Below are 24,070 nucleotides of genomic sequence, written 5' to 3'. Positions count from 1 at the left end.
ACCCATGAGCACTGAGCAGAACAACGCCGAGACCAACAGGCTCTCCGTGTGGAGCAAGCTCTACCGGGGCGAGACCGACTTCCAGTTCGTCGCCAGCCGCAAGCGCTGGTACCTCGGGTCGGCAATCGTCATCGCAGCCTGCATCGTGATCATGCTCATCAGGGGTTTCACCCTGGGCATCGACTTCGCGGGAGGCAACCAGTACACCGTCCCGACCGGCGGCTCGACGATCACCGACGTCGAGAACGCCGCCGCGGGAGCGGGAGCCGACGTCGCCTCCGGACAGATCGCCGGCGTCGGCCAGGACCAGACGTTCGTCATCCGCACCGCCGAGCTCGACGGCGACACCTCCCAGGCCGTCCGACAGGCCATGGCCGACGAGGTCGGCGTCAGCTCCGACCAGATCTCCGTCTCGGAGGTCTCGGCCACCTGGGGTGCCGCGGTCTCCCAGCAGGCGCTCATCGCGCTGGTCGTGTTCCTGTTCCTGATCACCGTGTTCATCTGGCTGCGTTTCGAGCGGCGGATGGCGATCGCCGCGCTGGCCGCGCTCGGGCATGACCTCGTGCTGACCGCCGGGATCTTCTCGCTGGTCGGATTCGAGGTCACGCCGTCGACGATGGTCGGCATGCTGACGATCCTCGCCTACTCGCTGTACGACACGGTGGTCGTATTCGACAAGGTCCAGGAGAACACCGCGAACCTGCTCCAGACGCGGCGACAGACCTTCGCCGAAGGCGTCAACGAGGCCGTCAACGAGACGCTCATGCGCTCCCTGAACACCTCGCTGATCGGTGCCCTGCCGGTGGGCGCTCTGCTGTTCATCGGCGTCGGCATGCTCGGCGTCGGCACCCTCAAGGACCTGGCGCTGGTGCTGTTCGTCGGCATCGTCACCGGTACGTACTCCTCGGTGTTCCTGGCCGCCCCCTGGGTGGTGGACATGGCCGAGCGCCACCCGGTCTACAAGAAGCACAACCAGAAGGTCGCGAACAAGCGCAGCGGCGGGACCGACGAAGGCGACGAGGACGACGACCGGCTCCGGACCGCCAAGACCAACGAGGTGCCGCTCGAGCTGCTGGAGGAGACGACCGCCTCGGTCGGCGCCCCCAGCTCGAGCCCCTCGCGCCCGCAGCAGCGCCGCAAGAAGCGCCGCTGACGATCTGAGAACACGTCAGAGCGGGCGGATCCGGTTCCGGGTCCGCCCGCTCTTCGCGTTCACTGAGCGTGGCAGGCTATTCGTCCCGCTTGCTCCTCATCTTGGAGATGGCGCGGACCACTCGCGAAAGAGTACGACCGCGCCTGAGATACGCCCCCAGTCGATCCCCGAACGCGACTCCAGGCCATACCCGGCCACCGGCCCCGAGAGGACCGCCTGGCAGTCCACGCACCGCATCGACTGGAACGAACCCGCCGTATGAAGCCTGGAGCGTCGATCGGCTCCGGCGACAGCCTGCGGTAGCTGAGATCCGATGGGATGCTGGACGAATGGACGACTCCGGCCGCGACTACCGGCCGCCGAGCGAATCGCCTCCGCCAGGGACGCCAGCGCCAGGCGGGTATCTTCCGGAGCGCGGACCGTCGCCGCACGGTGGACCGCCGTTCCAGGCGCGGCGACAGCCGAAGCAGCCGTTGCCCAAGGCGGTGCTGTGGGTGATCGCGGGTGCAATCGCGGCCGTCATGTTCACGGTCGGCGTGGTCACCGGAGGCGTTCTTTACAGTCCGAAGCCTGGCGAGGTTCCGATCGCGACCGAACCGACGACCAGCGCTGAGGAAACGGTGACCGGCGAGCCGTCCCTTGAGCCGGAAACGGATGATGCGACACTCATGCTCGATGCGGCGTTGACGGAATGCGCCGAGGGCTCCGAGTTCTTCCGACTCGGCGACAACGGCCGCACGATCATCGGTGAAGGTATTGCCGCCGAGGACAACGCGGATGATTCTGTGGAAGAGCTCGCCTGCATACTGGGATTCCTCGGTGCCTCCGAGGCGGACCTATCGCACATCTCGTCGACCCGTGCAATAGACGGCCGACAAGAGGCGGAGTTCGGGTCTTATCTCGCGGCCTGGACGTATGGTCCAGACAGCGGTCTGCACATGACAATCACCGTGAATGAGTGATACGAAGGCGCTCTACCACGAGATCCGAGGAAGGCGTCCTTCTCCGGACCGACCGGGAAGCCGACCCGCCAATCGGCGTTGTGCGGCAGCGGCGATCTGTCTGGCCTGGAACGGGAGTCGACGACGTCGGAGGTGCGCTTCGAGGAGCCCGGCAATGGGCGTGGGGGCGTTGGCGGGAGTGATGAAACCAGGTCGAACGCTGGTTCGGCCTCATCCAGAACAAGCTGCTCGCCCGCGGTGAGTTCGACTTGACCGCCGACTCAAAGCCCAGATCGACGCCTGGGTCAAGCACTACGACACCGAACCCAACCCTTTCGTCTGGACCAAGCCCGCCAAAGAGAACATCGGGAAGCACCTGCGAATACAAGACCGACTATTGCAACGAACCTCCGGATCAGGACACTAGGCGATCCGGCGCGAGAAGACCGTCCTTATCGAGGTCGGCGCTTGCCTTAGATGAGGCTCGGAGGTGCTCCTCGCTGAGAATGCCCGCGCGATACGCGAGCGCGCCGAGCGCCTCCGCCGACGGCGCGCCGAGCGTGTCGGACATATCGCGGATGTCGCGGTTGACGGTGCTACGCGAGAGGAAGAGCTCCCTGGCGATGGCGTCGCGCGTCTTTCCGCGGACCAAGTGGATGAGGATCTGACGCTGGCGAGGGGTGATGTGCTCGATGGGATCGAGGTCTGGGTACTGGCTGCCGGGCATCCGAAGTTCTCCTAGCTACGCAGATTGCATACGATCGGGCCTATTTGAACCGTATTCAGATGGTGCAAGTCGGAGGTTTAGCCAATCGGTCGTCGGATCGGATCGACCGGTCATGCGGTGCTCGGGCTTGCTCTCAGGAGCATGATGCCGATGCCCGCTTACAGTTGACTTACTCGATCCTTCGGCTCTTCGGCGGCCTCGGTGGACCGCGGATCCAACCGAATCGGTCTGCCGGGCGTCGTCCGGGTTCCCGCGAGATGCCAGCGCGCGATACTGCGAATCGGCGCAAAATGCGCATTCAGATGGGCAGGCGAGTCCGCCCTACCCTGTCCGGACCAGGCATTCCCTAGCAAGGCCGGTGACGAATGCAAGCAGCGTCAGATTCTTTCGAGCTCAAAGTACTCGGTCCGATGGAGGTGACGAGAAACGGCGAGCGACTGCTCCTGAGGGCCCAAGCCCAGCGGAGGCTGTTGGCCGGACTGCTTTCGAAGACGGGGCATCCGGTGACTGTGGATTCACTGATTGAAGCGATCTGGGGCGAGGAACTCCCATCGAATGCGCGAAGCGCGTTGATGGTCCACATGCATCGACTGCGCCATAATCTGGGCGATCCAGCTCGTATCGCCCATCAAGTAAATGGCTACCGCATCCAGGTCAGCGCGGATGAATTCGACGCGAAGGCATTCGACGAACTGGCGACCGCCGCGCGACGCGCACGGGGCAAGGGGGACCTTGAGCGGGCCCTTTCCTTGTTCACTGCAGCAGCGCAATTGTGGCGAGGGGCGCCGTTCGACGACATCCAGGCGTTCGGCATAGTCGCCCGAGAGGTCCAGCGCCTTGAACAGGACCGTCTCCTCGCAGGGCAGGAGCTGCTCGAGGTCAGGCTAGACCTTGGCGACCATTACGCACTGATCGCCGAGATCGAACCGTTGTCCAGAAGCAATCCGTTCAGTGAGCGGTTGGCCGCCCTGCGAATGCTCGCGCTGTACCGTGCTGGCCGACAGGGCGAGGCGCTCCGGGTCTTCCACGAGACCAGAAGAATACTGCGGGACGAGATGGGCATCGCGCCCGGTGCGCAGCTACAGCGCGTCCACGAGGCGATACTGTGCCACGAGGGGATTTTGGATACAGTCGCAACAGAGAGCCTTGACGGGACGTGGACACCGCTTGAACGGTCGGTGGTCGAGGCGGGCGCCACAGAGCCGGCCCGCCCACGCGAACTGCCGGCTGGTGTCATCGACTTCACCGGGCGCGTCGCCGAACTGATCGAACTGGAGTCCGTGCGTCTCGGAGACGAGGAAAAGGGAATACCGCCCTCGACCGTCGTGGTCATCGCGGGAATGGCCGGTGTCGGCAAGACCTCCATGGCGGTCCATTGGGCGCACCGGATAGCCGACGAATTCCCCGACGGACAGTTGTTCGTGAACCTGCGCGGGTTCTCCCCGCTGCCCTCGCTCCGTCCCATCGAGGCGCTCTCGTCCCTGCTGAGATCGCTCGGACTCAGCAGCGACCTGATCCCGACCGAGCTCGAACAGGCGGCCGCCAGGTTCCGCACCGAGACGGCCGGGAAACGCATGCTGGTCCTGTTGGACAACGTCGCCTCGGCCGAGCAGGTGATCCACCTGCTCCCGGGGGGCTTCGACTCGCTGGTGATCGTGACGAGCCGCGACCAGCTCGGCGGTCTCCTCGCACAGCGAGGCGGCTTCCTCATGCAACTCGCTCCCCTGTCCTCCGAAGAGGCCGGAGAGCTCCTGAAGACACTGCTGCGGGTGCCGCGCTCATCCGATCGGCCCGAGGTCCGCGAGCTTGCGTGGCGCGGCGGCAACCTTCCGCTGGCGTTGCGCATAGCCGCGGTCTTGACCGGAGCACGGGATCCCGAGGGCGTCGCCGCGCTCGCGCGTCTGTTCACCTGGTACGCGGACGTGACCGACGCCGTGAGCGGCCTCCTGTACTCCGGGCACGCGAGACTCACTGCCCCCCTCGCCCAGACGGAATCGGCGGTGCCCGGATCGGAAAAGGCATTTCGCTGGCTCGAAGACGAGCGGCAGAATCTCCTGTCCGTGGCACGGTCGTCCAGTGCCAGCGGCTTCGGGTCGGTCGCCTGGCGGCTCGCCGACGCCCTGAGGGGCCACGCCTGGGTCGAATGGAGCGCGACCGATTTCCTGGCCCTGGGCCATGCGGCCCTGCAAGGAGCCCGAGGAGAAGGCAGCCGCGCCGGGGAGGCGGTCGCAGAACTCGCACTGTCGACCGCCTACCTCAAGGCGCAGGTCTTCACGCGGGTCATTCCGCACGCGGAGCGTGCGATCGAACTGTCGCGTGGCCTCGGCTGGGACGCCGGGCGCGCCTCGGCCAACCACAATATGGCCGTCGCCTGCTGGCAGGGGGGCAGGCTCCAGGACGCCGCCGACCACGGCGAGGCGGCGCTCGGGATCAACCGCGCCGGTAACCGCCTTCGGGCACAGTGCGTCAATCTTGGTGCCCTAGCGGTGACGCGCGGCGCGCTGGGAGATCTGCGAGAGGAACTGCGGCTGCACCGAACCGGGCTGACCATCGCCGAACAGATCGGCAGCATCACCCTCCAGGCCACGCACCTCCGCGACCTCGTCCTGACACTCATCGACCTGGGTCGCGTGGCCGACGCCGAAGTGCACGTGGATCGGCTGGTCAGCCTCGAGGCGGGCGGCGAAGGCACGCTCAGCCGGGGGACCTGCGAGACCATGGCGGCCCTGTACTCCGAGCTGGGAGACCAGGACACCGCCCTGAAATACGCGCGCGCGGCCGTCGACAAGGCGTCAGAAGAGGGCGCGCGACGACACCTCGCGTCGGGACTCACGGAGGCGGCGATCGTGCTCAACCGGCTCGAGCGGCACCGTGAGGCGGTGGGCACGTCGACCCGTGCGCTGGAAGTCACCGGCACCGACCTGATAGGAGCGAGGATCGATGCCTTGACCGCCCGGTCGGTCGGGCACATCGGCCTCGGCGAGGTCGCCGTGGCGAGACGGGACGCCGAGGAGGCACTGGAACTCGCGGCCGCGGGGGGCTTTCGGATCGCCGCGGGACTGGCACTGAACCTCGTGGCTGAGACCGACCTACGTCAAGGGGCGTTGGAGAGCACCGCCGAATCGGCGCGTCGGGCGGCCGCGATTCTCGGCGCGGCCGGACACCGGACGGGGGAAGCCTGGGCGCTGTGGCTGCTGTCGCGCTTCGCCGCCGAGTCGGGCGGTGCGGAGGTGGCCCGTCAACTCCGGAGCCAGGTTGCGCGGGTGCATGCCGAGATCGGCGTCCCGATTCCCGCGAGATTCGCGATCACCGCGGACACAGAGGGATGCGCCAGGATTCGGTAGGCAACGTGCCGACGGCGGTGTCGACATCCAGGGCAGGTAGTGCGCCATCGGGCGCACCGTTGAGCCGATCGATTCAACCTGCGTCGCAAGACTTGTGCGGCGCATCGTTCGCTGCAATGGTGATTCACGCCGGATGCCGATGGCTCCCAAAGGCGATATCCACAAAATACTGACAAGGAGGAGCGGTTCATGATTATCAGATCGAGACTGCGCGTGTCGCTGGTTCTGGCGCTCGCGTTGATCCTCGCAGCCGGATTGGTGACCGCCGACCCGGCCGCGGCGAGAGCCGATGGCGATGAACTCGTCCCGGCGGGCGAATCCGAGCTCGGTGCGATGCTGGAAACCCGGTACGAATCGCAGCCGGACGGGTACTTGAAGATAACCGAGTATGAGGGTGGCACCGAGGTCGTCGGCGTTCTCGCCGGCTGCATCCTGACCTCCATCGCATACAAGCCCAGAAAGTCGACATCGGGACGTATACGCGGGTCGGGATACTACAAGATCTCAGGGTGCGGGAGCAGTCCTTTTACGGTCACACTCAGCGTCAAGGCGCACTCCTACAGGGACTTGTGGGACACGCTGACTTCATGGAGCTTCCGGACCTATCCACCGACCAGCGGCAAAGTCAGCACCAGCACGTCTTGCCAGAAGGGCACCGTGGCCACTGAGCTGCTGATCAAGCGGAACAGCACCGAACACTGGCACAGAAGCGCGTCGTTGTACGTTACGTCGTGCTGATGAGCAGCCGAAAGGAAAGAACCGTGAAGTATCGACGATTTTTCACCAAACTGGCGGTGACGCTGACGGCCATAGGCGTCGGAGTGCTCGGCGCGGTCGTACCGGTATCACCCGCAGCAGCTGCGGCTTGCTCCCTCACCACTGAGATCAGCAGCCCGTATAGGTCCGGGTCAAAAATCCACACCACATACCGTATTCAAGTATCCGGGTGTGCCGGCAAGTACTGGACGGCATACAGCCATCTCCACGGGCCCTCGAAAAACAGCCGTACTAAAACCTACAGGGGGAATCTCCACATCGTGTACACATTGACAGCGCCTTGCAGGACAGGAACGTACCGGTCGTACCTGCAGGTCATCGGCGAAGGCTTCGATGGCTTCAGGGAGACCGCGCGGTATATCAGCTGCTGAATGGCAGCCTGCCCCTGGTCGGGACCTTCGATATAGAGCGGTCATCAGGTTGATGACCGCTCTTGAAGACTGTGGTTATGCCGCCACTGGAATCAGGGCTTGACCAAGTTCCCGAGGGTTCGGTTTGGCGAGTGATGCCAAGGAAGGGCAGGGTTCGTCCGGGTTCGGCACAGCGGCGAGTTGGCGCCTGGCAAGGCGTCTGCGGCCCACAGCTGTTCGTATGGTCAGGGCTTGGATTCGGCTCCGGTCAGGCGGTAGGCGTCGTAGACGCCGTCGATCTTGCGGATCACCTTGATGATGTGGTCCAGATGCTCGGGGTTTGCCATCTCGAAAGTGAAGCGGGACAAGGCGACGCGGTCCCTCGTGGTGGTGACCGTGGCCGACAGGATCGACACGCGCTCTCCCGACAGGACCTGGGTGACGTCGGCGAGCAGCCGGTGGCGGTCCAGTGCCTCTACCTGCACGGCGGCGACGAAGGTCGCCTGGTCGTCCTCGGCCGACCAGCGGACTTCAAGCACCCGGTCAGGTTGCAGCTCGACGCGCTCCTCGGCGTTCTCGCAATCGCGGCGGTGCACGCTGATCACGTGGTAGCGCGTGGCGAAGCCGATGATCGAGTCGCCAGGGATCGGGTTGCAGCAGTGGGCAAGGCGCACCGGCATGTCGCCCTCGTCCATGCCCGCCACCGTCACTCCGACGTGGATGTCGCCGTGCTCCTCGGGCACGATCCGCGCCGGCTGGGTCGGGGCCGTCGCCTCCGCCATGTCCTCGGTGGCGCCCTCGGCGCCTCCCTGGACCTCCAACAGGCGCGTCACCACATGCGTCGGGCTGATGTGGTGCTCGCCGAGCGCCGCATACAGCGCCTCGACGTCCTTGAGGTTCAGGTCCTTCGCGAGCGACGTCAGGTTGTCGTGCGTCAGCATGCGCTGCATCGGCAAACGCCGCTTGCGCATCGCGCGGGTGAGCTCTTCCTTGCCGAGCTCGATCGCCTCCTCGCGCCGCTCGCGCTTGAAGTGCTGCTTGATCTTCGTCCGGGCGCGCGGGCTCTTGACGAAGTTCAGCCAGTCCTCGCTGGGCGAGGCGTCCTGGGAGTTGGACGTGAACACCTCGACCACGTCGCCGTTCGACAGCGTCGACTCCAGCGGCACGATCTTGCCGTTGACCTGAGCGCCGATGCACCGGTTCCCGACCTCGGTGTGAACGGCGTATGCGAAGTCCACCGGTGTCGACCCCGCGGGAAGCGCGATCACATCGCCCTTGGGAGTGAACACGTACGCCTCGGATGACGCCAGGTCGAAGCGCAGCGCGTCGAGGAACTCCGACGGGTCCGCCGCCTCGCGCTGCCAATCGAGCAGCTGGCGCAGCCAGGCCATGTCGTCGATGTGCGCCGGCGGACCGGCCACGGTGGAGTTCTTGGTCTCCTTGTACTTCCAGTGCGCCGCGATCCCGTACTCGGCGGTGCGGTGCATCGCCCACGTGCGGATCTGCATCTCGACGGGCTTGCCGTTCGGTCCGATGACCGTCGTGTGCAACGACTGGTACATGTTGAACTTCGGCATCGCGATGTAGTCCTTGAAGCGCCCCGGCACCGGCTGCCAGCACGCGTGGATCACCCCGAGCGCCGCGTAGCAGTCGCGTTCGTTCTCGACGAGGATCCGCAGGCCCACCAGGTCGTAGATGTCGTTGAAGTCGCGGCCGCGCACGATCATCTTCTGGTAGATCGAATACAGGTGCTTCGGCCGCCCCGACACCTCCGCTTTGATGCGGGCGTCCTTGAGCTGCTCCTTGACCTGCGCGGTGACCTGCTGGAGCAGCATCTCCCGCTGCGGGGAGTGCTCGGAGACCAGCCGCGCGATCTCGGCGTACCGCTTCTTGTACAGGGTGGCGAAGGACAGGTCCTCCAGCTCCCACTTGATGGTGTTCATGCCCAGGCGGTGTGCCAGGGGAGCGAGGATCTCAAGAGTCTCGCGGGCCTTCTGCTCCTGCTTCTCCGGGGCCAGGAACGTCAGCGTCCGCATGTTGTGCAGCCGGTCGGCGAGTTTGATGACCAGCACGCGCGGGTCCTTGGCCATCGCGACGACCATCTTGCGGATCGTTTCGGCCTTCGCCGCGTCTCCCAGCTTCACCCGGTCGAGCTTGGTCACACCGTCGACGAGCAGCGCGACCTCGCCGCCGAACTCCTCGGAGAGCTCTTCAAGCCTGAAATCGGTGTCCTCGACGGTGTCGTGCAGCAGCGCGGCGACGAGCGTGTTCGTGTCCATGCCGAGTTCTGCGAGGATCGAGGCGACAGCGAGCGGGTGGGTGATGTACGGGTCGCCGGACTTGCGGAACTGGCCGTTGTGCAGCTCCTCGGCGCGTGTGTACGCCTGCTGAAGCAGCCGCACGTCGGCGCGCGGGTGGGCGGCGCGGTGGGCCGCGACCAGCGGTTCGAGGACCTCGGGCAGCGTCGAGGACTGCCACGGAGCGTTGAACCTCGCCAGGCGGGCGCGCATGCGCCGCCCTGTGGGGGGCCCGACCGAGACGTCGGCCTCCGAGCCGGAGGCCGACGTCTCGGTGTCAGCGGGCTTGCCGCTGGGCCCTGCGGCTCGTTCGGTAACCACCGTCGCCTCCTCGAAGCTCGAATCGCCGGTATCGCTCATCAAGCTTAGGTTCCCATCCTATCCACAGCCAGCTGCGGGTCGAGCGGTGTGAGGTCACATTGCGCCCGCGGCGGCGACCTCCTCGACGACGTCGAGGCCCGAGGTCACCTGGCCGAGGATCGTGTAGGAGGCGGGGTTCAGCGTCGAGTCGTCGTAGACGATGAAGAACTGGCTGCCCGTGGTGCCCGCGCCGGCGTTCGCCATCGCGAGGGTCCCGGCCGGGTAGTTGTTCTCGCCGTCCGCGGGCAGGTTCTCCTCGGCCATCTGGTAGCCGGGGCCGCCCATGCCCGCGCCCTCGGGGGTGCCGGCCTCGATCGCGGCGCGCGCGTCGGGGTCGCCGCACTGGAGGACGAAGATCCCCTGGGTCACCAGGCGGTGGCACTGCGAGCCGTCGAAGTAGCCCTGCGAGGTCAGATACGTGAACGAACCGGCGGTGCAAGGGGCGTTCGCGGTGTCGATCTCGGCGGTGATGGCGCCCACGCCGGTCTCGATCGTCATCTCCTGCGTGCCGACCGCGGGCTGCTCGGCCGGCGGTGCCTCGGAGCCGGTCGTCGGCGTGTAGACGCACTCGGCCGTCTCGCCCGACTCGGGGTCGCTCATGGTCATCGAGTCGATGATGACCTCCTGGACCGGTAGGCCGTCCGGCACAGCGGTCTCGGTGGACTCGGTGGGAGCCTCGCTGGTCGCCGTGTCGTCCGAGGCGGTCGATCCAGCCTCGTCCCCGTCCTCGTCGGAGGAGAAGACCGTGACGGCGATCCAAGCGATGAGCACCAGCGCGACGAGCCCGCCGACGCCGCCGATGCTCCACCAGACGGTGCGCTGCTTGCGTTCCTGCTCGGCCTTCTCGGCCATGCGCTGCTGGAGCTGCTGGCGGGCGGCCAGACGCTGGGCTTGTTTCGACACCGTCGGTTCTCCTTCGAATCGGGGGTTATTCGGTCTCTGCCGCGGTCGGGGTCTCGGTGACCTCGCTGGTCGGGGCCTCGCCGTCGGTCGGCTCCACGGTGGGCATCTCGCTGATGTCCTCGGCGGGGGTCTCGGTGACGGCCGGGGCCTCGACGGGCTCCTCGGAGTCGAAGAACCCGGTCTGCCACAGGTACCCGGCGGTGAGGAGCACGATGATCGCCAGCAGTCCGAATGCCGCCTGGAGCCGGCGCCTGCGGCGGAATTTGCCCGCCAGGCGCGCATTCTTCTTCGCGTTCGCGATGCGCTGCTTGCGCCGCTCCATGTGCTTGGACTTGGCGGGCACTGCGGGGCCTCCTCGGTTGACCAGCTCGTACTAGGGGTTATGCGAAAGGGAGTGTATCGGGCGCTGTCAGGCGGGCCACTCTTGCCTGCCAGGTGTATCCTGAGGCGCGGCTAGGGAAGGGGGAGCGGGTGCTCATCGAGACACTTGTGGCTGATGCGTTCGGCACGAACTGCTACGTGCTGGCCGACGGCCGCGGCTCAGAATGCGTCGTCGTCGACCCCGGCATCGGCATAGCACCGCGCCTCGAAGACGTGCTCGCCGAGCGCAGGCTCAAGCCCGTCGCCGTCGTCCTCACCCACGGGCACCTAGACCACACCTTCTCTGTCGCGCCCGTCTGCGGCGCCAACGACGTGCCCGCCTACATCCACTCCGGCGACGCACACCTCCTGGAGGACCCCACCCGCGGCTTCGGTCCCGGCACCAGCGCCATGTTCGGCACCGGCCTGGACTGGACCGAACCGGACGACGTCGAGATCCTCGCCGACGGCGGCGTCTTCGAGCTGGCCGGCATGCGCTTCAGGGCCGACCACGCCCCAGGCCACACCGAGGGCTCGACCATGTTCCACACCGGCGACGGCGCGAACCCGCACACGCTCACCGGCGACGTCCTCTTCGCCGGCGCCATCGGCCGCACCGACCTGCCCGGCGGCAGCGACGATCAGATGTGGGACAGCCTGAAGCACAAGGTGCTGCCGCTCGACGACGAGGTCGTCGTCCTGCCCGGTCACGGCCCGCGCACCACCATGGCGACCGAGCGCGCCACCAACCCCTACCTCAAGCGGGTGGCGGCGCGGCCCCATCGCTGAGCGCCGCCGCACATCGATCGCAGCCAGTCCGAACGAGGAGACAGCCATGTCACGACCCCAGCCGCTCTCGGGTTTCCCCGAACTGCTGCCCCGGCAGCGCATCGTCGAGCAGCAGGTGGTCGACCATCTCCGCCGCGCCTTCGAACTGCACGGCTTCGCAGGCGTCCAGACCCGCGCGGTCGAGTCGATGGACCAGCTGCTCCGCAAGGGCGAGACGTCCAAAGAGGTCTACGTGCTGCGCCGGCTCCAGGCCGAGGCCGACTCCGGCGAGGCCGGTCTCGGCCTCCACTTCGACCTGACCGTACCCTTCGCGCGCTACGTGCTCGAGAACGCCGGCAAACTCCAGTTCCCGTTCCGCCGCTATCAGATCCAGCCGTGCTGGCGAGGCGAGCGCCCCCAGGAGGGCCGCTTCCGCGAGTTCTGGCAAGCCGACATCGACATCGTCGACCGCGATGACCTGCCCGCCCACTACGAGGTCGAGATCCCGCTGGTCATCGCCGACGCGCTGCGCGGCCTGCCGCTGCCGCCGGTTCGCATGCACGTCAACAACCGCAAGCTCTCCCAGGGCTTCTACCAGGGCGTCGGCATCGGGAACACCGAGGAGGCCCTGCGGATCATCGACAAGCTCGACAAGATCGGCGCCGAGGCCGTAGCGAAGCTCCTCATCGACCAGCTCGATGCAACGACCGAGCAGGCCGACGCGTGCCTCAAGCTCGCCGCGATCTCCTCGACCGACACCTCGTTCGTCGACGAAGTCAAGGCCCTCGGCGTCAGCGACCCGCTCCTCGAGGAGGGCCTGGCGGAACTCGCCGCAGTCGTCGAGGCCGCCGCAACCGAGGCGCCCGGCCTCGTCGTCGCCGACATGAAGATCGCCCGCGGCCTCGACTACTACACCGGCACCGTCTACGAGACCGTCATGGAGGGCTACGAGAGCCTCGGCTCGGTGTGCTCGGGCGGCCGCTACGACACGCTCGCCTCGGACGGCAAGAACACCTACCCCGGCGTCGGCCTGTCGATCGGCATCTCGCGCATCCTGGTGCCGCTGCTCCAGTCCGGGAAACTGACCGCGACCCGCGAGGTCCCGACCTGCGTGCTCGTCGCGCTGGCCGACGAGGACGGCCGGTCGGAGGCGAACGCGCTGGCGCAGCGACTGCGCTCGCGCGGCGTCGCTACGCAGGTGTCGCCCTCGGCGGCCAAATACGGCAAGCAGATCAAGTTCGCCGACAAGCGCGGCATCCCGTTCGTACTGTTCCCGGGCGACGAGCTCCAGATGAAGGACATCCGCTCGGGCGAGCAGGTCCCGGTCGACCTCGACTCCTGGGAACCGCCGACCGAAGACCTGCACCCGCGCATCGTCAGCGCCTGACGCGCCGCGACCGACCCGAGGACGTATTCGGTCCGGTCGCGGTTCGATCGACCACCGTCCGCCGCTTGATCGCGGCGGCGGAGGTCGTCCGCGCCGATGCGGCTTCTAGGGCGATGCGCTTGCGGCGCACCGGCATGCCGAGAGTCGGATTGGCGACGCCCCAGGCCGCGGCCTTGCAGACCAGCTCCTTGTACCGGGCGGCGATCCGGCCGCGAAGCGAGAACGACAAGGCCCGGTCGTTCGCGGTCACGTACTGGATCAGGCCCTCCTTGCGGCCCAGGCTGATGCACTGGTTGAAGTAGCGCAGCGGCACGTGCGGGCACTTCCCTCCGGTCAGGCGGGCCGCGATCGCGTCCGCGGCCTGCCACGCCATAGGCGTGCCCGAGGCGCACGACATCCGCAGCGGCTCGCCGGTGTCGCCCATCGCGTAGCCGGCGTCCCCGACCGCGTAGACGTCCGGGTGCGAGATCGAACGCATGGTCCCGTCCACGATGATCTGGCCCGTCCCGGTGGTCTCCATCGGCGTCGCCACCGCGATCGGGTGGACCGCGAAACCGGCGGTCCACACCGTCACCGCCGAAGGGATCTCCCTGCCGTCCAGCGTGACGACCGCACCGTCCTCGACGCGCGCGACCTCGGCGTGCTCGTGCACGGTGACGCCGAGCCCGGCGAACACCTTCGACAGGTGCTCCTGGGCCTTCGGCGAGAACCGGTCGCCCAGGTCGCCGGCGGTCGCCAGCGCGACATTCAGGTCGGGCCGGGCCTCGGCGATCTCCGCCGCGGCCTCCAGTCCGGTCAGGCCCCCGCCGATGACGGTGACGGTCTGTCCGGCGTTCGCGCGCGCCAGGCGCTCACGCAGCCTCAGTGCGCCGGGGCGGCTCGCGATCTCGTAGGCTCGCTCGGCGGCCCCGGGGACCCCGTGGTCGTTCCAGACGCTGCCGAGGGCGTAGACGAGCGTGTCGTACTCGATCTCATCGGCCCCGTCGGAGTCGAGGACCGTGACGGTATTGCGGTCGACGTCGACCGAGCTCACGCGGGTGAGGCGGAGCCGCACGCCGGTGCCCTCGAACATGTCGGCGAGCGGCCTCGGCTTGAGGTCCTGGCCCACCGCGAGCTGGTGCATCCGGACCCTCTCGACGAAATCGGGCTCGGCGTTGACGAGGGTGATCTCGGTGTTCCCCGGGTGGAGGCGCCTGGCCAGGCGCCCGGCGGCGCCGGCTCCGGCGTATCCGGCCCCGAGAACGACGATGCGGTGCTTCACAACATGGTTCGGGTCGTGTCCCATGACCTACTCCTGTCTGGTTCGGTTCGCTCCCTGAACCGGGCGGCGTCGCGAAACCTGACAGGAACGGGACGTGAAGTGGGTCACCAGAAGGTTCCGAGCGGTGCTCCGTGGTCGCGTTCGGCCCAGCGCCTCGTGGCTCGCTCGAGCTTGTCCGGGTTGGCCTGGTTCCGGACGCCGGCGATGCCGTCCTCGGCGATCTCGAACGACATGATGCCGACGACCTTGCCGTCCACGATCGCCACGGCCGCCGGTCCGCCGTTGACTACGGCGGCCCAGACCTGGGCGCTGCCGCCGATCATGTCCCGCTTGCCGCCGCTCGGCTTGAACAGGCCGCGCAGGAACTTCGCCACCGCGAGCGCACCGGAGACGGCCTTCGCGCGGGCGGGGATCTTGCCGCCGCCGTCGCCGACGCTGATCGCGTCGTCGGTGAGGAGCCTGACCAGCGGTTCGGTCTCGCCGCTGGCGGCGGCGGCGAGGAACTCCTCGACGATCCGGCGCGTTGCGACCGGGCCGACCTCGACGCGCGGCCTGCCTGCGAGGTGGCGCTTGGCGCGGCTGAAGGTCTGCTGGCTGCCGGCCTCGGTGATGTCGAGGATCTCGGCGATCTCGGCGTGGCTGTGTGAGAAGGCCTCCCGCAGGACGTACACGGCTCGCTCATTGGGGGAGAGCCGCTCCATCATGGTGAGCACTGCCAGCGAGACCGACTCGCGCTGCTCGGCGGTCTCGGCCGGGCCGAGCATCGGGTCGCCGTCGAGGACCGGCTCGGGCAGCCACTGGCCCACATAGGTCTCGCGCCTGGCCCGGGCCGAGGTGAGCTGGTTGAGGCACAGGTTGGTGAGGACCTTCGTCAACCAGGCCTCGGGCACCTCGATGCGTTCGCGGTCGGCGCCCTGCCAGCGCAGGAACGTCTCCTGGACGGCGTCCTCGGCCTCGCCCGCCGAGCCGAGCATGCGGTAGGCGATTGCCTCCAGGCGGGCCCTGGAGGCCTCGAAGAGGTCCACCTCTTGTTGAGGGAGCGGCATGGGCCGATCCTAGGGGGTGTCCGGTGATTCCGGCCGGGCTGTGCCCGGTCCACCCTTGGCAACCCTTCGCGTTCGACGCCTGTCGTTACACCTCGCGGACGCAGTAGATCGCGTTGATCGAGTCGACCTCGGGATCCCAGTCGCGCCCGGCCGTGACGGCCGTGTCGGTGAAGTAGTACTGGGTCCATTCGAGGCCTTCGCAGGCGTCGGTCGCCGCGGCCGAGTGCCACGGGTCCTCGGGATCGGGGTCGTCGGGGTTCTGCTCGATGTGCAGCACCAGCCAGTAGGCGGTCTCGGCGTCGCAGGCGACGACGTAGAAACCCTCCTTGACGTCCTCGATGCACTCGTCGACCTTGGGGAGCCGGTAGACGGCCTCGTCGCCGGCCTCGCTCGTCGCCTCATCAGGCGTCGGCTCGGTGGTGGCGCCCTCTTCGGACGGTTCGGCCTCGCCGGTGGTCTCGTTCCCGGTGGCGACGTCGTCGTCCTCGCCGGTGAGGGTCATGCCGATGAAGACGGCGCCGCCGGCGATCGCTACGACGATGACGACGAGGGTGAGGATCAAGGGCAGGTTCGACGACCTGCGGGGCGGCAGGGGCGCGGGCTGGCCGGGTTGGAAGGCCTGTCCGGGCTGGTAGGGCTGGCCGGTTGTCGGGACGCCGGGCGGGACGCTGCCGGGGGCGACGCTCATCGGCGGGTTCGGGTAGGCGGGCTGACCGTATCCCGCCTGCCCTTGGTGGTCCGGGCGCGCGTAGGGGTCGGCGTCTGTGGTGAAGTGCTGGGGCTGCGACGGCTGGCCGTACCCGGGCTGCTGGTTGGGGTCGTAGGGGTTCGGGGGCGGGTAGGTCATCTGGTTCTCCATTGGCGTCGCCGGGCAGAGGGGGTGGCTCCCAATCGTCGCAGTCCATCATATGAGGAGTGTGCGAGCGCCCCTGGAACGACGAGGGCCACCCCGGCGTAGCCGGGGCGGCCTGGAAGGGTCGGGCCTGTTAGAGGGCGGTGTAGCAGAACAGACTCGTGACGGCCGTGCTGTTCTCGACGGCGAGCGAGTCCGCGGGCCGCTCGCTGAGCCAGGCGTAGCTGTCGCCGGCAGTGCATTCGTCGGTGGCCTTGGTGTAGAGCTCGTCTTCGGTCATCTCAGCCGGAGGGTCGACCGCGATCACATCGGCGACCTCGCCCACCGCGTTCGGTGAGGAGCAGTCGACGGTGTACCAGTAGTCGGGGTCGTTGTCGAAGCACTCGTCGACGTCCGGCATCCGCGGCGCCTGCCCTTCGGCGTTGGCCTTGTCGACCGCCTGGAGGCAGAAGGCGTAGTCGATGTAGAAGTCCGCCTCGGTGTAGACGTAGTAGAAGTCCTTCCACACCTGGCCGTGCTGGTAGCTCATGATCTCGGCGCCGCACAGCTCCGTGAACTCGTCCAGGGACTCCACGTCGCCCGTGATGTCGACCTCGGTCTGGATGTCGGTGTCGACCTTGGTGATCTCCCAGAACGCCTCGTCGGCGGAGCAGTCGACGACGAGGCCGTCGGTCGGGTCGGACGCGGCGCCGTCCTCGGCGCTGGTGTCCCAGTCCTCGATCAGGCAGTCGCCCTCGGAGGCGCTCGGGGAGATCTTGTCGTCGTCGAGGCTGTCGATTGCCTGGCCGACGCTCTCGCCGCCCAGCACCTTCACCAGGACGACGACGCCGCCGACGACGAGTACGAGGGCGAGGCCGCCGAGTTTCCACAGCAGGCCTTTTCCGGTGGACTTGGCGAAGTCGCCGAAGCCGCCTCCGCCGCCGGGAGCGGGCGTGGCCGGCGGCGGCGGAGGGGCGCCGTAGCCGGGCTGCTGGGGAGGCGGGTAGCCGGGCTGCTGGCCGTATCCGGGGGGCGGCTGCGTCGGCTGCTGCTGCTGTGGGTACCCACCCTGCTGCGGGGGATATCCCGGCTGCTGGGGCTGCTGCCCGTATCCGGGGGGCGGAGGGTTGCCGCCGGGTGGGAGGTAGGTCATTGGTGAATTGCTCCTTGGAAACGTACTGTTGCAGTGCCGGGAGGGGCCTACAGGCGCTGATCCGGCAGCGCCAGGGGGATGGCTCGCAAAGCCGAGCCGTGGCAGGTGCCTCGATCGCGGAGACGGGCACCGTGGAATTTCAACACTCTAACCACCCGGCGCCACGCTGCCGCACGCCGATCCGACGGGGAACATCCGTTGCACGGCTATTACGAAACCGTTGCACAACGACTGGTCGACCAACGTGAGAAACGACGCTAGCTGCTCGTATCGTAGGACGAGGGTGTCCGGTAGATGAGCGATGCATTACACTCGTCTGACACTTTGCATTCTTTCGGGCCGACGTCGTCCCGTATGAAATACCGCCGTGTTCCAGCGCCCCACTTGCTGGAGCCCTCGACGACGAAGGAGGCCAAGGTTGCGTTCTGCCCTGAACACCGAACCAGGTCTTTACCGCCCCGACTGGGAACACGACGCCTGCGGCGTTGCCTTCGTTGCGGACATGCAAGGCCGGGTCGCCCACAGCGTAGTCGAGCGCGGCCTGTCCGCGCTCGTGCGCATGGAGCACCGCGGTGCCACTGCGCCCGACCCCGACTCGGGCGACGGCGCCGGCATCATGCTCCAGATTCCCGACGCCTTCTACCGCGACGTGGTCGATTTCACACTTCCCGAGGCGGGTCACTACGCTTCCGGGCTGATCTTCACCCCTGAGGACGACCAGTCCGCCCTGCGCGTCCGCACCATAATCGAGAAGTACGCCGTCACCGAGGGCTGCCGCGTCGTCGGCTGGCGTGACGTGCCCGTCGACCCCGGTCCCCTCGGCGACGGCGCGCTGGCCTCCATGCCCCGCGTCAGCCAGGTCTTCCTGGCCGCCGAGGACGAGACGGCCGCCGGAATCGAGCTCGACCGGCTCGCCTATGCCGTGCGCAAGCAGGCCGAGCGCGAACTGCGCGAGCGCCACCTCGACGGCTCCGCCATCGTCAGTCTCTCGGCCCGCACCATCGTCTACAAGGGCATGCTCACACCCGCCCAGGTGCCCCAGTTCTACCCCGACCTGTCCGACGAGCGCCTCGCCAGCGCCATCGCCCTGGTCCACTCCCGCTTCTCCACCAACACGTTCCCGTCCTGGCCGCTGGCCCACCCGTTCCGGATGGTCGCGCACAACGGCGAGATCAACACGATCCGCGGCAACCGCAACTGGATGACCGCCCGCCAGGCCGAGCTCGCCAGCGCGCACCTGCCCGGCCGCCTGCGCCGCCTGTTCCCGATCAACACGCCCGGGGGCTCGGACTCGCTGGCGTTCGACGAGGTCGTCGAGCTGCTGCACCTGGGCGGGCGCAGCCTGCCCCACGCGATGCTCATGATGATGCCCGAGGCGTGGGAGCACAACGCGACCATGGACCCCAAGCGGCGCGACTTCTACCGCTACCACGCGGCGATCATGGAGCCCTGGGACGGCCCGGCGGCCGTCTGCTTCACTGACGGAACGCAGATCGGCGCCGTGCTCGACCGCAACGGCCTGCGCCCCGCCCGCTGGTGGCGCACCACCGACGACGTCGTCGTCCTCGCCTCCGAGTCCGGCGTCGTCGACTTCGCGCCCAGCGAGGTCGCCGAGAAAGGGCGCCTCCAGCCCGGCCGGATGTTCCTGGTCGACACCGCCCAGGGCCGCATCGTCGACGACGAGGAGGTCAAGGACGAGCTCGCCGGCGAGCACGCCTACGGCGACTGGCTTCACGCGGGCCTCATCCGCCTCGAAGAGCTGCCCGACCGCGAGCACGTCGCCTACAACTCCGAATCGGTGCGTCGCCGCCAGCTCACCTTCGGCTACACCGACGAAGAGCTGCGGATGATCCTGGCACCGATGGCCTCCTCGGGCGCGGAGCCGGTCGTCTCCATGGGCTCGGACACGCCCATCGCCGGGCTCTCCAAGCGGTCCAAGCTGCTCTACGACTACTTCACGCAGCTGTTCGCGCAGGTCACAAACCCGCCGCTCGACGCCATCCGCGAGCAGCTGGTCACCGCGATCGGCACCATGATCGGTCCCGAGGGCAACATCCTGGAACCCGGCCCGCACTCGTGCCGCCAGATCGAGCTGGCCCGCCCGGTCCTCGACAACGACGAGCTGGCCAAGATCCTCCACATCGACGAGGACGGGGACATGCCGGGCTTCAAGGCCGTGCGCGTCTCCGGGGTCTACAAGGCCCGCCACGGCTCACGCGGCCTCAAGGACCGCCTGGTCGAGATCTGCCGCCACGTCTCCGAGGCCATCGAGGACGGCGTGCGCATCCTCGTGCTCTCCGACCGCGACTCCACCGCCGACCTCGCGCCGATCCCGTCGCTGCTGCTGACCGCCGCCGTCCACCAGCACCTGGTGCGCGAGCAGACCCGCACCAAGGTCGCGCTCCTGGTCGAGACCGGTGACTGCCGCACCGTCCACCACGCGGCCGTGCTCCTCGGCTACGGCGCCGCCGCCGTCAACCCGTACCTGGCGTTCGACTCCATCGAGGAGCTGTGCGACTCCGGCGTCGTCGACGCCGAGCCGGCCCAGGCCGTCCAGAACTACATCGACGGCCTGTGCAAGGGCGTGCTCAAGGTGATGTCCAAGATGGGCATCTCCACCATCGCCTCGTACACCGGCGCGCAGGTCTTCGAGGCCGTCGGCCTCGACGCCGACTTCGTCGACCGCTACTTCAAGGGCACCGACTCCCGCATCGGCGGCATCGGCCTCCAGACGTTGAGCAAGGAGGTCGCCGAGCGGCACCGCCGCGCCTACGAGCAGAAGGTCGACCCCGACCAGCCGCTGCCCCCCGGCGGCGACCACCAGTGGCGCCGCGAGGGCGAGGTCCACCTGTTCAACCCTGAGACGGTGTTCCTGCTCCAGCACGCGACCCGTTCGGGCCAGTACGAGGTCTTCAAGCGCTACACCGAGAAGGTGGACGCGCTGTCGGCCGACTCCGGGCTGCTGCGCGGCATGCTCGACTTCGACACCGCCTCGCGCCAGCCGGTGCCGATCGAGGAGGTCGAGCCGGTCGAGTCGATCGTCAAGCGGTTCCACACCGGCGCCATGTCCTACGGCGCGCTCTCGCAGGAGTCGCATGAGACCCTCGCGATCGCCATGAACCGCCTCGGCGGGCGCTCGAACTCCGGCGAGGGCGGCGAGGACGTCGACCGCCTCTACGACCCCGAGCGGCGCAGCGCGATCAAGCAGGTCGCCTCGGGCCGCTTCGGCGTGACCTCGGAGTACCTGGCCACCGCCGACGCCATCCAGATCAAGATGGCCCAGGGCGCCAAGCCCGGCGAGGGCGGCCAGCTGCCCGGCAAGAAGGTCCACCCGTGGATCGCCAAGACCCGCAACGCCACCCCCGGCGTCGGGCTCATCAGCCCGCCGCCGCACCACGACATCTATTCGATCGAGGACCTGGCCCAGCTCATCCACGACCTCAAGCACGCCGGAGGCGGCGACGCCGAGGTCCACGTGAAGCTCGTCAGCGAAGTCGGTGTCGGCACCGTCGCCGCCGGCGTCTCCAAGGCCAAGGCCGACTCGATCCTCATCTCCGGCTACGACGGCGGCACCGGCGCCGCCCCGGCCAACTCGGTCAAGCACGCCGGGACGCCCTGGGAGGTCGGCCTGGCCGAGGCCCAGCAGACCCTCATCCGCAACGGCCTGCGCGACCGCGTCAAGGTCGAGGTGGACGGCGCGATGAAGACCGGCCGCGACGTCGTCGTCGCCGCGCTGCTCGGTGCTGAGGGCTTCGGCTTCGCCACCGCGCCGCTGGTCGTCGCCGGCTGCGTCATGATGCGCGTGTGCCACCTCGACACCTGCCCGGTCGGCGTCGCCACCCAGGACCCGGTCCTGCGCGAGCGATACACCGGCAGCCCCGAGTTCGTCGAGAACTTCTTCCGCTACATCGCCGAAGAGGTCCGCGAGTACCTCGCGAAGCTCGGCTACCGGTCGCTGGACGAGGCCATCGGGAACGTCGAGCGGCTGCGCCAGATCGCCGGCGAGAGCCGCAAGGCCGCCCGCATCGACCTGTCCAACGTCATCGCGCCGCCACCGGAGGGCACGCGGGTCCGGGTCCGCGACCAGGACCACGAGGTCGGCAAGTCCTTGGGCGCGTCGCTGGTCGACATCGCCGGGCCCGCGATCGAGGAGGGCCGGACCGTCGCTCGCGAGCTCGCGATCCGCAACACCGACCGCTCGGTCGGCGCGCTCCTGGGCGCCGCAGTCAGCCGCAAGCACCGTGAAGGCCTGCCGGACGGGTCGATCGACCTGACCTTCCGGGGTACCGCAGGGCAGTCGTTCGGCGCGTTCCTCACCCGCGGCGCCTCCTTCAAACTCATCGGCGACGCCAACGACTACGTCGCCAAGGGGCTCTCGGGCGGGCGGATCGTGCTGCGGCCCGACGCCGGGGCGCCGTTCGCCGCCGAGGACAACGTCATCGCGGGCAACACCATCCTCTACGGAGCCACCTCCGGCGAGGTGTACATCCGCGGCAAGGTCGGCGAGCGGTTCGCCGTCCGCAACTCCGGCGCCGTCGCCGTCGTCGAGGGCGTCGGCGACCACGGCTGCGAGTACATGACCGGCGGCACAGTCCTGGTCATCGGGCCCACCGGCCGCAACTTCGCGGCCGGCATGTCCGGCGGCGTCGCCTACGTGTGGCGTCTCGACGAGGGCCGCACCAACACCACGCTGGTCGACCTGGACGAGCTCGGCGCCGCCGACATCGACCTGGTCCACAACCTGCTGCTGCGCCACGGCCGCGCGACCGGCTCCTCGGTCGCCGCCGACCTGCTCGGCAACTGGCCCAAGGCCGCATCCGGTTTCACCAAGGTCATCCCCACCGAGTACAAGGCCGTGCTCGCCGCCCAAGCGCAGGAGAAGGAGGCGCAGCATGCCTGACCCCAGCGGATTCCTCGAACACGGCCGCGAAGTGCCGAAGAAGCGGCCGGTGCCGGTGCGCATCCTCGACAACCGCGAGGTCTACGAGCGCACGAGCCGTGAGCTGGTCACCAAGCAGGCCTCACGCTGCATGGACTGCGGCATCCCGTTCTGCCACAACGGCTGCCCGCTGGGCAACCGGATCCCCGAGTGGAACGACCTGGCCCGCACCGGACGGTGGAGGGCCGCGATCGAGCAGCTCCACGCCACCAACAACTTCCCGGAGTTCACCGGCAGGCTCTGCCCCGCCCCGTGCGAGGCCGCCTGCGTCCTCGGCATCGGCGACGACCCGGTGACCATCAAGAACATCGAGGTCGAGATCATCGACCGGGCCTTCGACGACGACTTCGTCGTTCCGCGCCCGGCCGAGTTCTCCACCGGCAAGTCCGTCGCCGTCGTCGGCTCCGGCCCGGCCGGCCTCGCCGCCGCCCAGCAGCTGGCCCGCGCCGGCCACGCGGTCACCGTCTACGAGCGCGACGACGCGCCCGGCGGCCTGCTGCGCTACGGCATCCCGGACTTCAAGCTGGAGAAGCGCCACATCGACCTTCGCGTCGAGCAGATGCGGGCCGAGGGCGTCGAGTTCGCCTGCGGCGTCAACGTCGGCTTCGACCTGTCCGCCGAAGACCTGCGCGAGCGCCACGACGCCGTCGTCTTGGCCGTCGGTGCTCTCGAGGGCCGCGAGACCGACCAGGACGGCCGTGAACTCGCCGGCATCCACCAGGCCATGGAGCACCTCGTCGGCGCCAACCAGGTCGCTGCCGGCAAGGCCCCGTTCGCGCCCATCGACGCGCGCGGCAAGCACGTCGTCATCATCGGCGGCGGCGACACCGGCGCGGACTGCCTGGGCGTGGCCCACCGGCAGGGCGCGGCATCGGTCCGCCAGCTCGACCTGTACCCGATGCCGCCGGCCGAGCGAGACGAGGACCGCGACCCGTGGCCCACGTGGCCGGTCATCGTGCGCAGCTACCCGGCCCACGAAGAGGGCGGGGAGCGCAACTACGGGAGCGCCGCCGCCGAGTTCATCGGCGACGAGCGCGGACACGTCCGCCAGATGCGCCTCTCGGAGGTCACCGTCGACAAGTCCCAGGGCCGCCGCGACGTCATCCCGGTGCCCGGCACCGAGCAGATCGTCCCGGCCGACCTGGTGCTGCTGGCGATCGGCTTCGCCGGCACCGAGGACCAGCAGCTGCTGCGCCAGCTCGGCCTGGAGCGCAGCCGCCGCGGCGTCCTCGACTGCGGCGCCGACTGGCAGACCGACTCGCCCGGAGTGTTCGTCGCGGGCGACGCGCACCGCGGCGCCTCACTGATCGTGTGGGCGATCGCCGAGGGTCGCGCCGCGGCCGCGGCCGTCCACCGGTACCTCGGCGGCGAAGTGGCCCTTCCCGAACCGGTCACCGCCGACGCACAGCCGCTTACCGCATAAGTGCGAATGCGCCGAATTGCGCGCGGGCGTACAATACCCCGCGCGCAAT

At 68.3% G+C, this 24,070-nt stretch carries 17 protein-coding genes; 9 read left to right on the top strand and 8 right to left on the bottom strand.

Annotation, left to right across the window (positions count from 1 at the left end; genetic code table 11):
- The first annotated feature begins 4 nt into the window (after positions 1-4).
- A complete protein-coding gene (gene secF / locus L0U85_RS03060; protein ID WP_241376216.1) occupies positions 5-1,153 on the top strand; it encodes a protein translocase subunit SecF in 1,149 nt (382 codons plus the stop codon).
- 329 nt (positions 1,154-1,482) lie between these two features.
- On the top strand, positions 1,483-2,115 hold the full coding sequence (locus tag L0U85_RS03055; RefSeq protein ID WP_241376215.1) for a hypothetical protein: 633 nt from the start codon (positions 1,483-1,485) through the stop codon (positions 2,113-2,115).
- A 394-nt stretch (positions 2,116-2,509) separates the two neighbouring features.
- On the opposite strand, the gene L0U85_RS03050 is transcribed toward L0U85_RS03055, so the two are convergent.
- The gene (locus L0U85_RS03050) at positions 2,510-2,821 is read right to left on the bottom strand and encodes a LuxR C-terminal-related transcriptional regulator (RefSeq protein ID WP_241376213.1); all 312 of its coding nucleotides are present in this window, start codon (positions 2,819-2,821) and stop codon (positions 2,510-2,512) included.
- A 365-nt stretch (positions 2,822-3,186) separates the two neighbouring features.
- Between L0U85_RS03050 and L0U85_RS03045 the strand changes: the two genes are divergently transcribed.
- The 3 genes from L0U85_RS03045 (at position 3,187) to L0U85_RS03035 (ending at position 7,313) form a co-directional block, all read left to right on the top strand.
- On the top strand, positions 3,187-6,165 hold the full coding sequence (locus L0U85_RS03045; RefSeq protein ID WP_347177338.1) for a BTAD domain-containing putative transcriptional regulator: 2,979 nt from the start codon (positions 3,187-3,189) through the stop codon (positions 6,163-6,165).
- A gap of 189 nt (positions 6,166-6,354) precedes the next feature.
- Positions 6,355-6,903, top strand: coding sequence for a hypothetical protein (locus L0U85_RS03040; protein WP_241376210.1), 549 nt, complete (start codon positions 6,355-6,357; stop codon positions 6,901-6,903).
- 23 nt (positions 6,904-6,926) lie between these two features.
- On the top strand, positions 6,927-7,313 hold the full coding sequence (locus L0U85_RS03035) for a hypothetical protein (RefSeq protein WP_241376209.1): 387 nt from the start codon (positions 6,927-6,929) through the stop codon (positions 7,311-7,313).
- A gap of 224 nt (positions 7,314-7,537) precedes the next feature.
- Here the strand turns inward: L0U85_RS03035 and L0U85_RS03030 are convergent, their stop codons facing one another.
- The 3 genes from L0U85_RS03030 to L0U85_RS03020 all read right to left on the bottom strand — a co-directional run bounded on the left by L0U85_RS03030 (position 7,538) and on the right by L0U85_RS03020 (position 11,195).
- Complete coding sequence (locus L0U85_RS03030; RefSeq protein ID WP_347177337.1) at positions 7,538-9,910, bottom strand: bifunctional (p)ppGpp synthetase/guanosine-3',5'-bis(diphosphate) 3'-pyrophosphohydrolase; 2,373 nt, start codon at positions 9,908-9,910, stop codon at positions 7,538-7,540.
- Between the two features lie 93 nt (positions 9,911-10,003).
- On the bottom strand, positions 10,004-10,852 hold the full coding sequence (locus L0U85_RS21065) for a peptidylprolyl isomerase (RefSeq protein ID WP_241376208.1): 849 nt from the start codon (positions 10,850-10,852) through the stop codon (positions 10,004-10,006).
- A gap of 25 nt (positions 10,853-10,877) precedes the next feature.
- Positions 10,878-11,195, bottom strand: a complete 318-nt coding sequence (locus L0U85_RS03020; RefSeq protein ID WP_241376207.1) for a hypothetical protein — start codon at positions 11,193-11,195, stop codon at positions 10,878-10,880.
- 128 nt (positions 11,196-11,323) lie between these two features.
- On the opposite strand from L0U85_RS03020, the gene L0U85_RS03015 reads away from it, so the two are divergent.
- Both L0U85_RS03015 and hisS read left to right on the top strand, forming a co-directional pair.
- On the top strand, positions 11,324-12,001 hold the full coding sequence (locus L0U85_RS03015) for an MBL fold metallo-hydrolase (RefSeq protein WP_241376205.1): 678 nt from the start codon (positions 11,324-11,326) through the stop codon (positions 11,999-12,001).
- Positions 12,002-12,047: 46 nt separating this feature from the next.
- Positions 12,048-13,367 carry a histidine--tRNA ligase gene (gene hisS, locus L0U85_RS03010; RefSeq protein ID WP_241376204.1) on the top strand — a complete coding sequence of 440 codons (1,320 nt, stop codon included), beginning with the start codon at positions 12,048-12,050 and terminating at the stop codon, positions 13,365-13,367.
- Here the strand turns inward: hisS and L0U85_RS03005 are convergent.
- From L0U85_RS03005 to L0U85_RS02990, 4 genes are all read right to left on the bottom strand, one after another.
- Positions 13,357-14,628 (bottom strand): FAD-dependent oxidoreductase, encoded by a 1,272-nt coding sequence (locus tag L0U85_RS03005; RefSeq protein ID WP_347177343.1) that lies wholly within the window; start codon positions 14,626-14,628, stop codon positions 13,357-13,359. The genes hisS and L0U85_RS03005 overlap by 11 nt on opposite strands.
- Before the next feature lie 104 nt (positions 14,629-14,732).
- Positions 14,733-15,674, bottom strand: coding sequence for an RNA polymerase sigma factor SigJ (sigJ, locus tag L0U85_RS03000; RefSeq protein ID WP_241376201.1), 942 nt, complete (start codon positions 15,672-15,674; stop codon positions 14,733-14,735).
- A gap of 85 nt (positions 15,675-15,759) precedes the next feature.
- Positions 15,760-16,521, bottom strand: coding sequence for a hypothetical protein (locus L0U85_RS02995; RefSeq protein WP_241376200.1), 762 nt, complete (start codon positions 16,519-16,521; stop codon positions 15,760-15,762).
- Positions 16,522-16,660: 139 nt separating this feature from the next.
- Complete coding sequence (locus L0U85_RS02990) at positions 16,661-17,659, bottom strand: hypothetical protein (RefSeq protein ID WP_241376198.1); 999 nt, start codon at positions 17,657-17,659, stop codon at positions 16,661-16,663.
- A 418-nt stretch (positions 17,660-18,077) separates the two neighbouring features.
- On the opposite strand from L0U85_RS02990, the gene gltB reads away from it, so the two are divergent.
- Together gltB and L0U85_RS02980 are read left to right on the top strand one after the other, a co-directional pair.
- Complete coding sequence (gene gltB / locus L0U85_RS02985) at positions 18,078-22,559, top strand: glutamate synthase large subunit (protein ID WP_241376197.1); 4,482 nt, start codon at positions 18,078-18,080, stop codon at positions 22,557-22,559.
- Positions 22,552-24,021 (top strand): glutamate synthase subunit beta, encoded by a 1,470-nt coding sequence (locus L0U85_RS02980; protein WP_241376196.1) that lies wholly within the window; start codon positions 22,552-22,554, stop codon positions 24,019-24,021. The genes gltB and L0U85_RS02980 overlap by 8 nt, the downstream gene beginning before the upstream one ends.
- The last annotated feature ends 49 nt before the right edge of the window (positions 24,022-24,070 follow it).

The organism is Glycomyces sp. L485 (assembly GCF_022548875.1).
GTDB lineage: Bacteria > Actinomycetota > Actinomycetes > Mycobacteriales > Micromonosporaceae > Glycomyces.
This window is presented reverse-complemented; position numbering and strand designations above follow the sequence as displayed.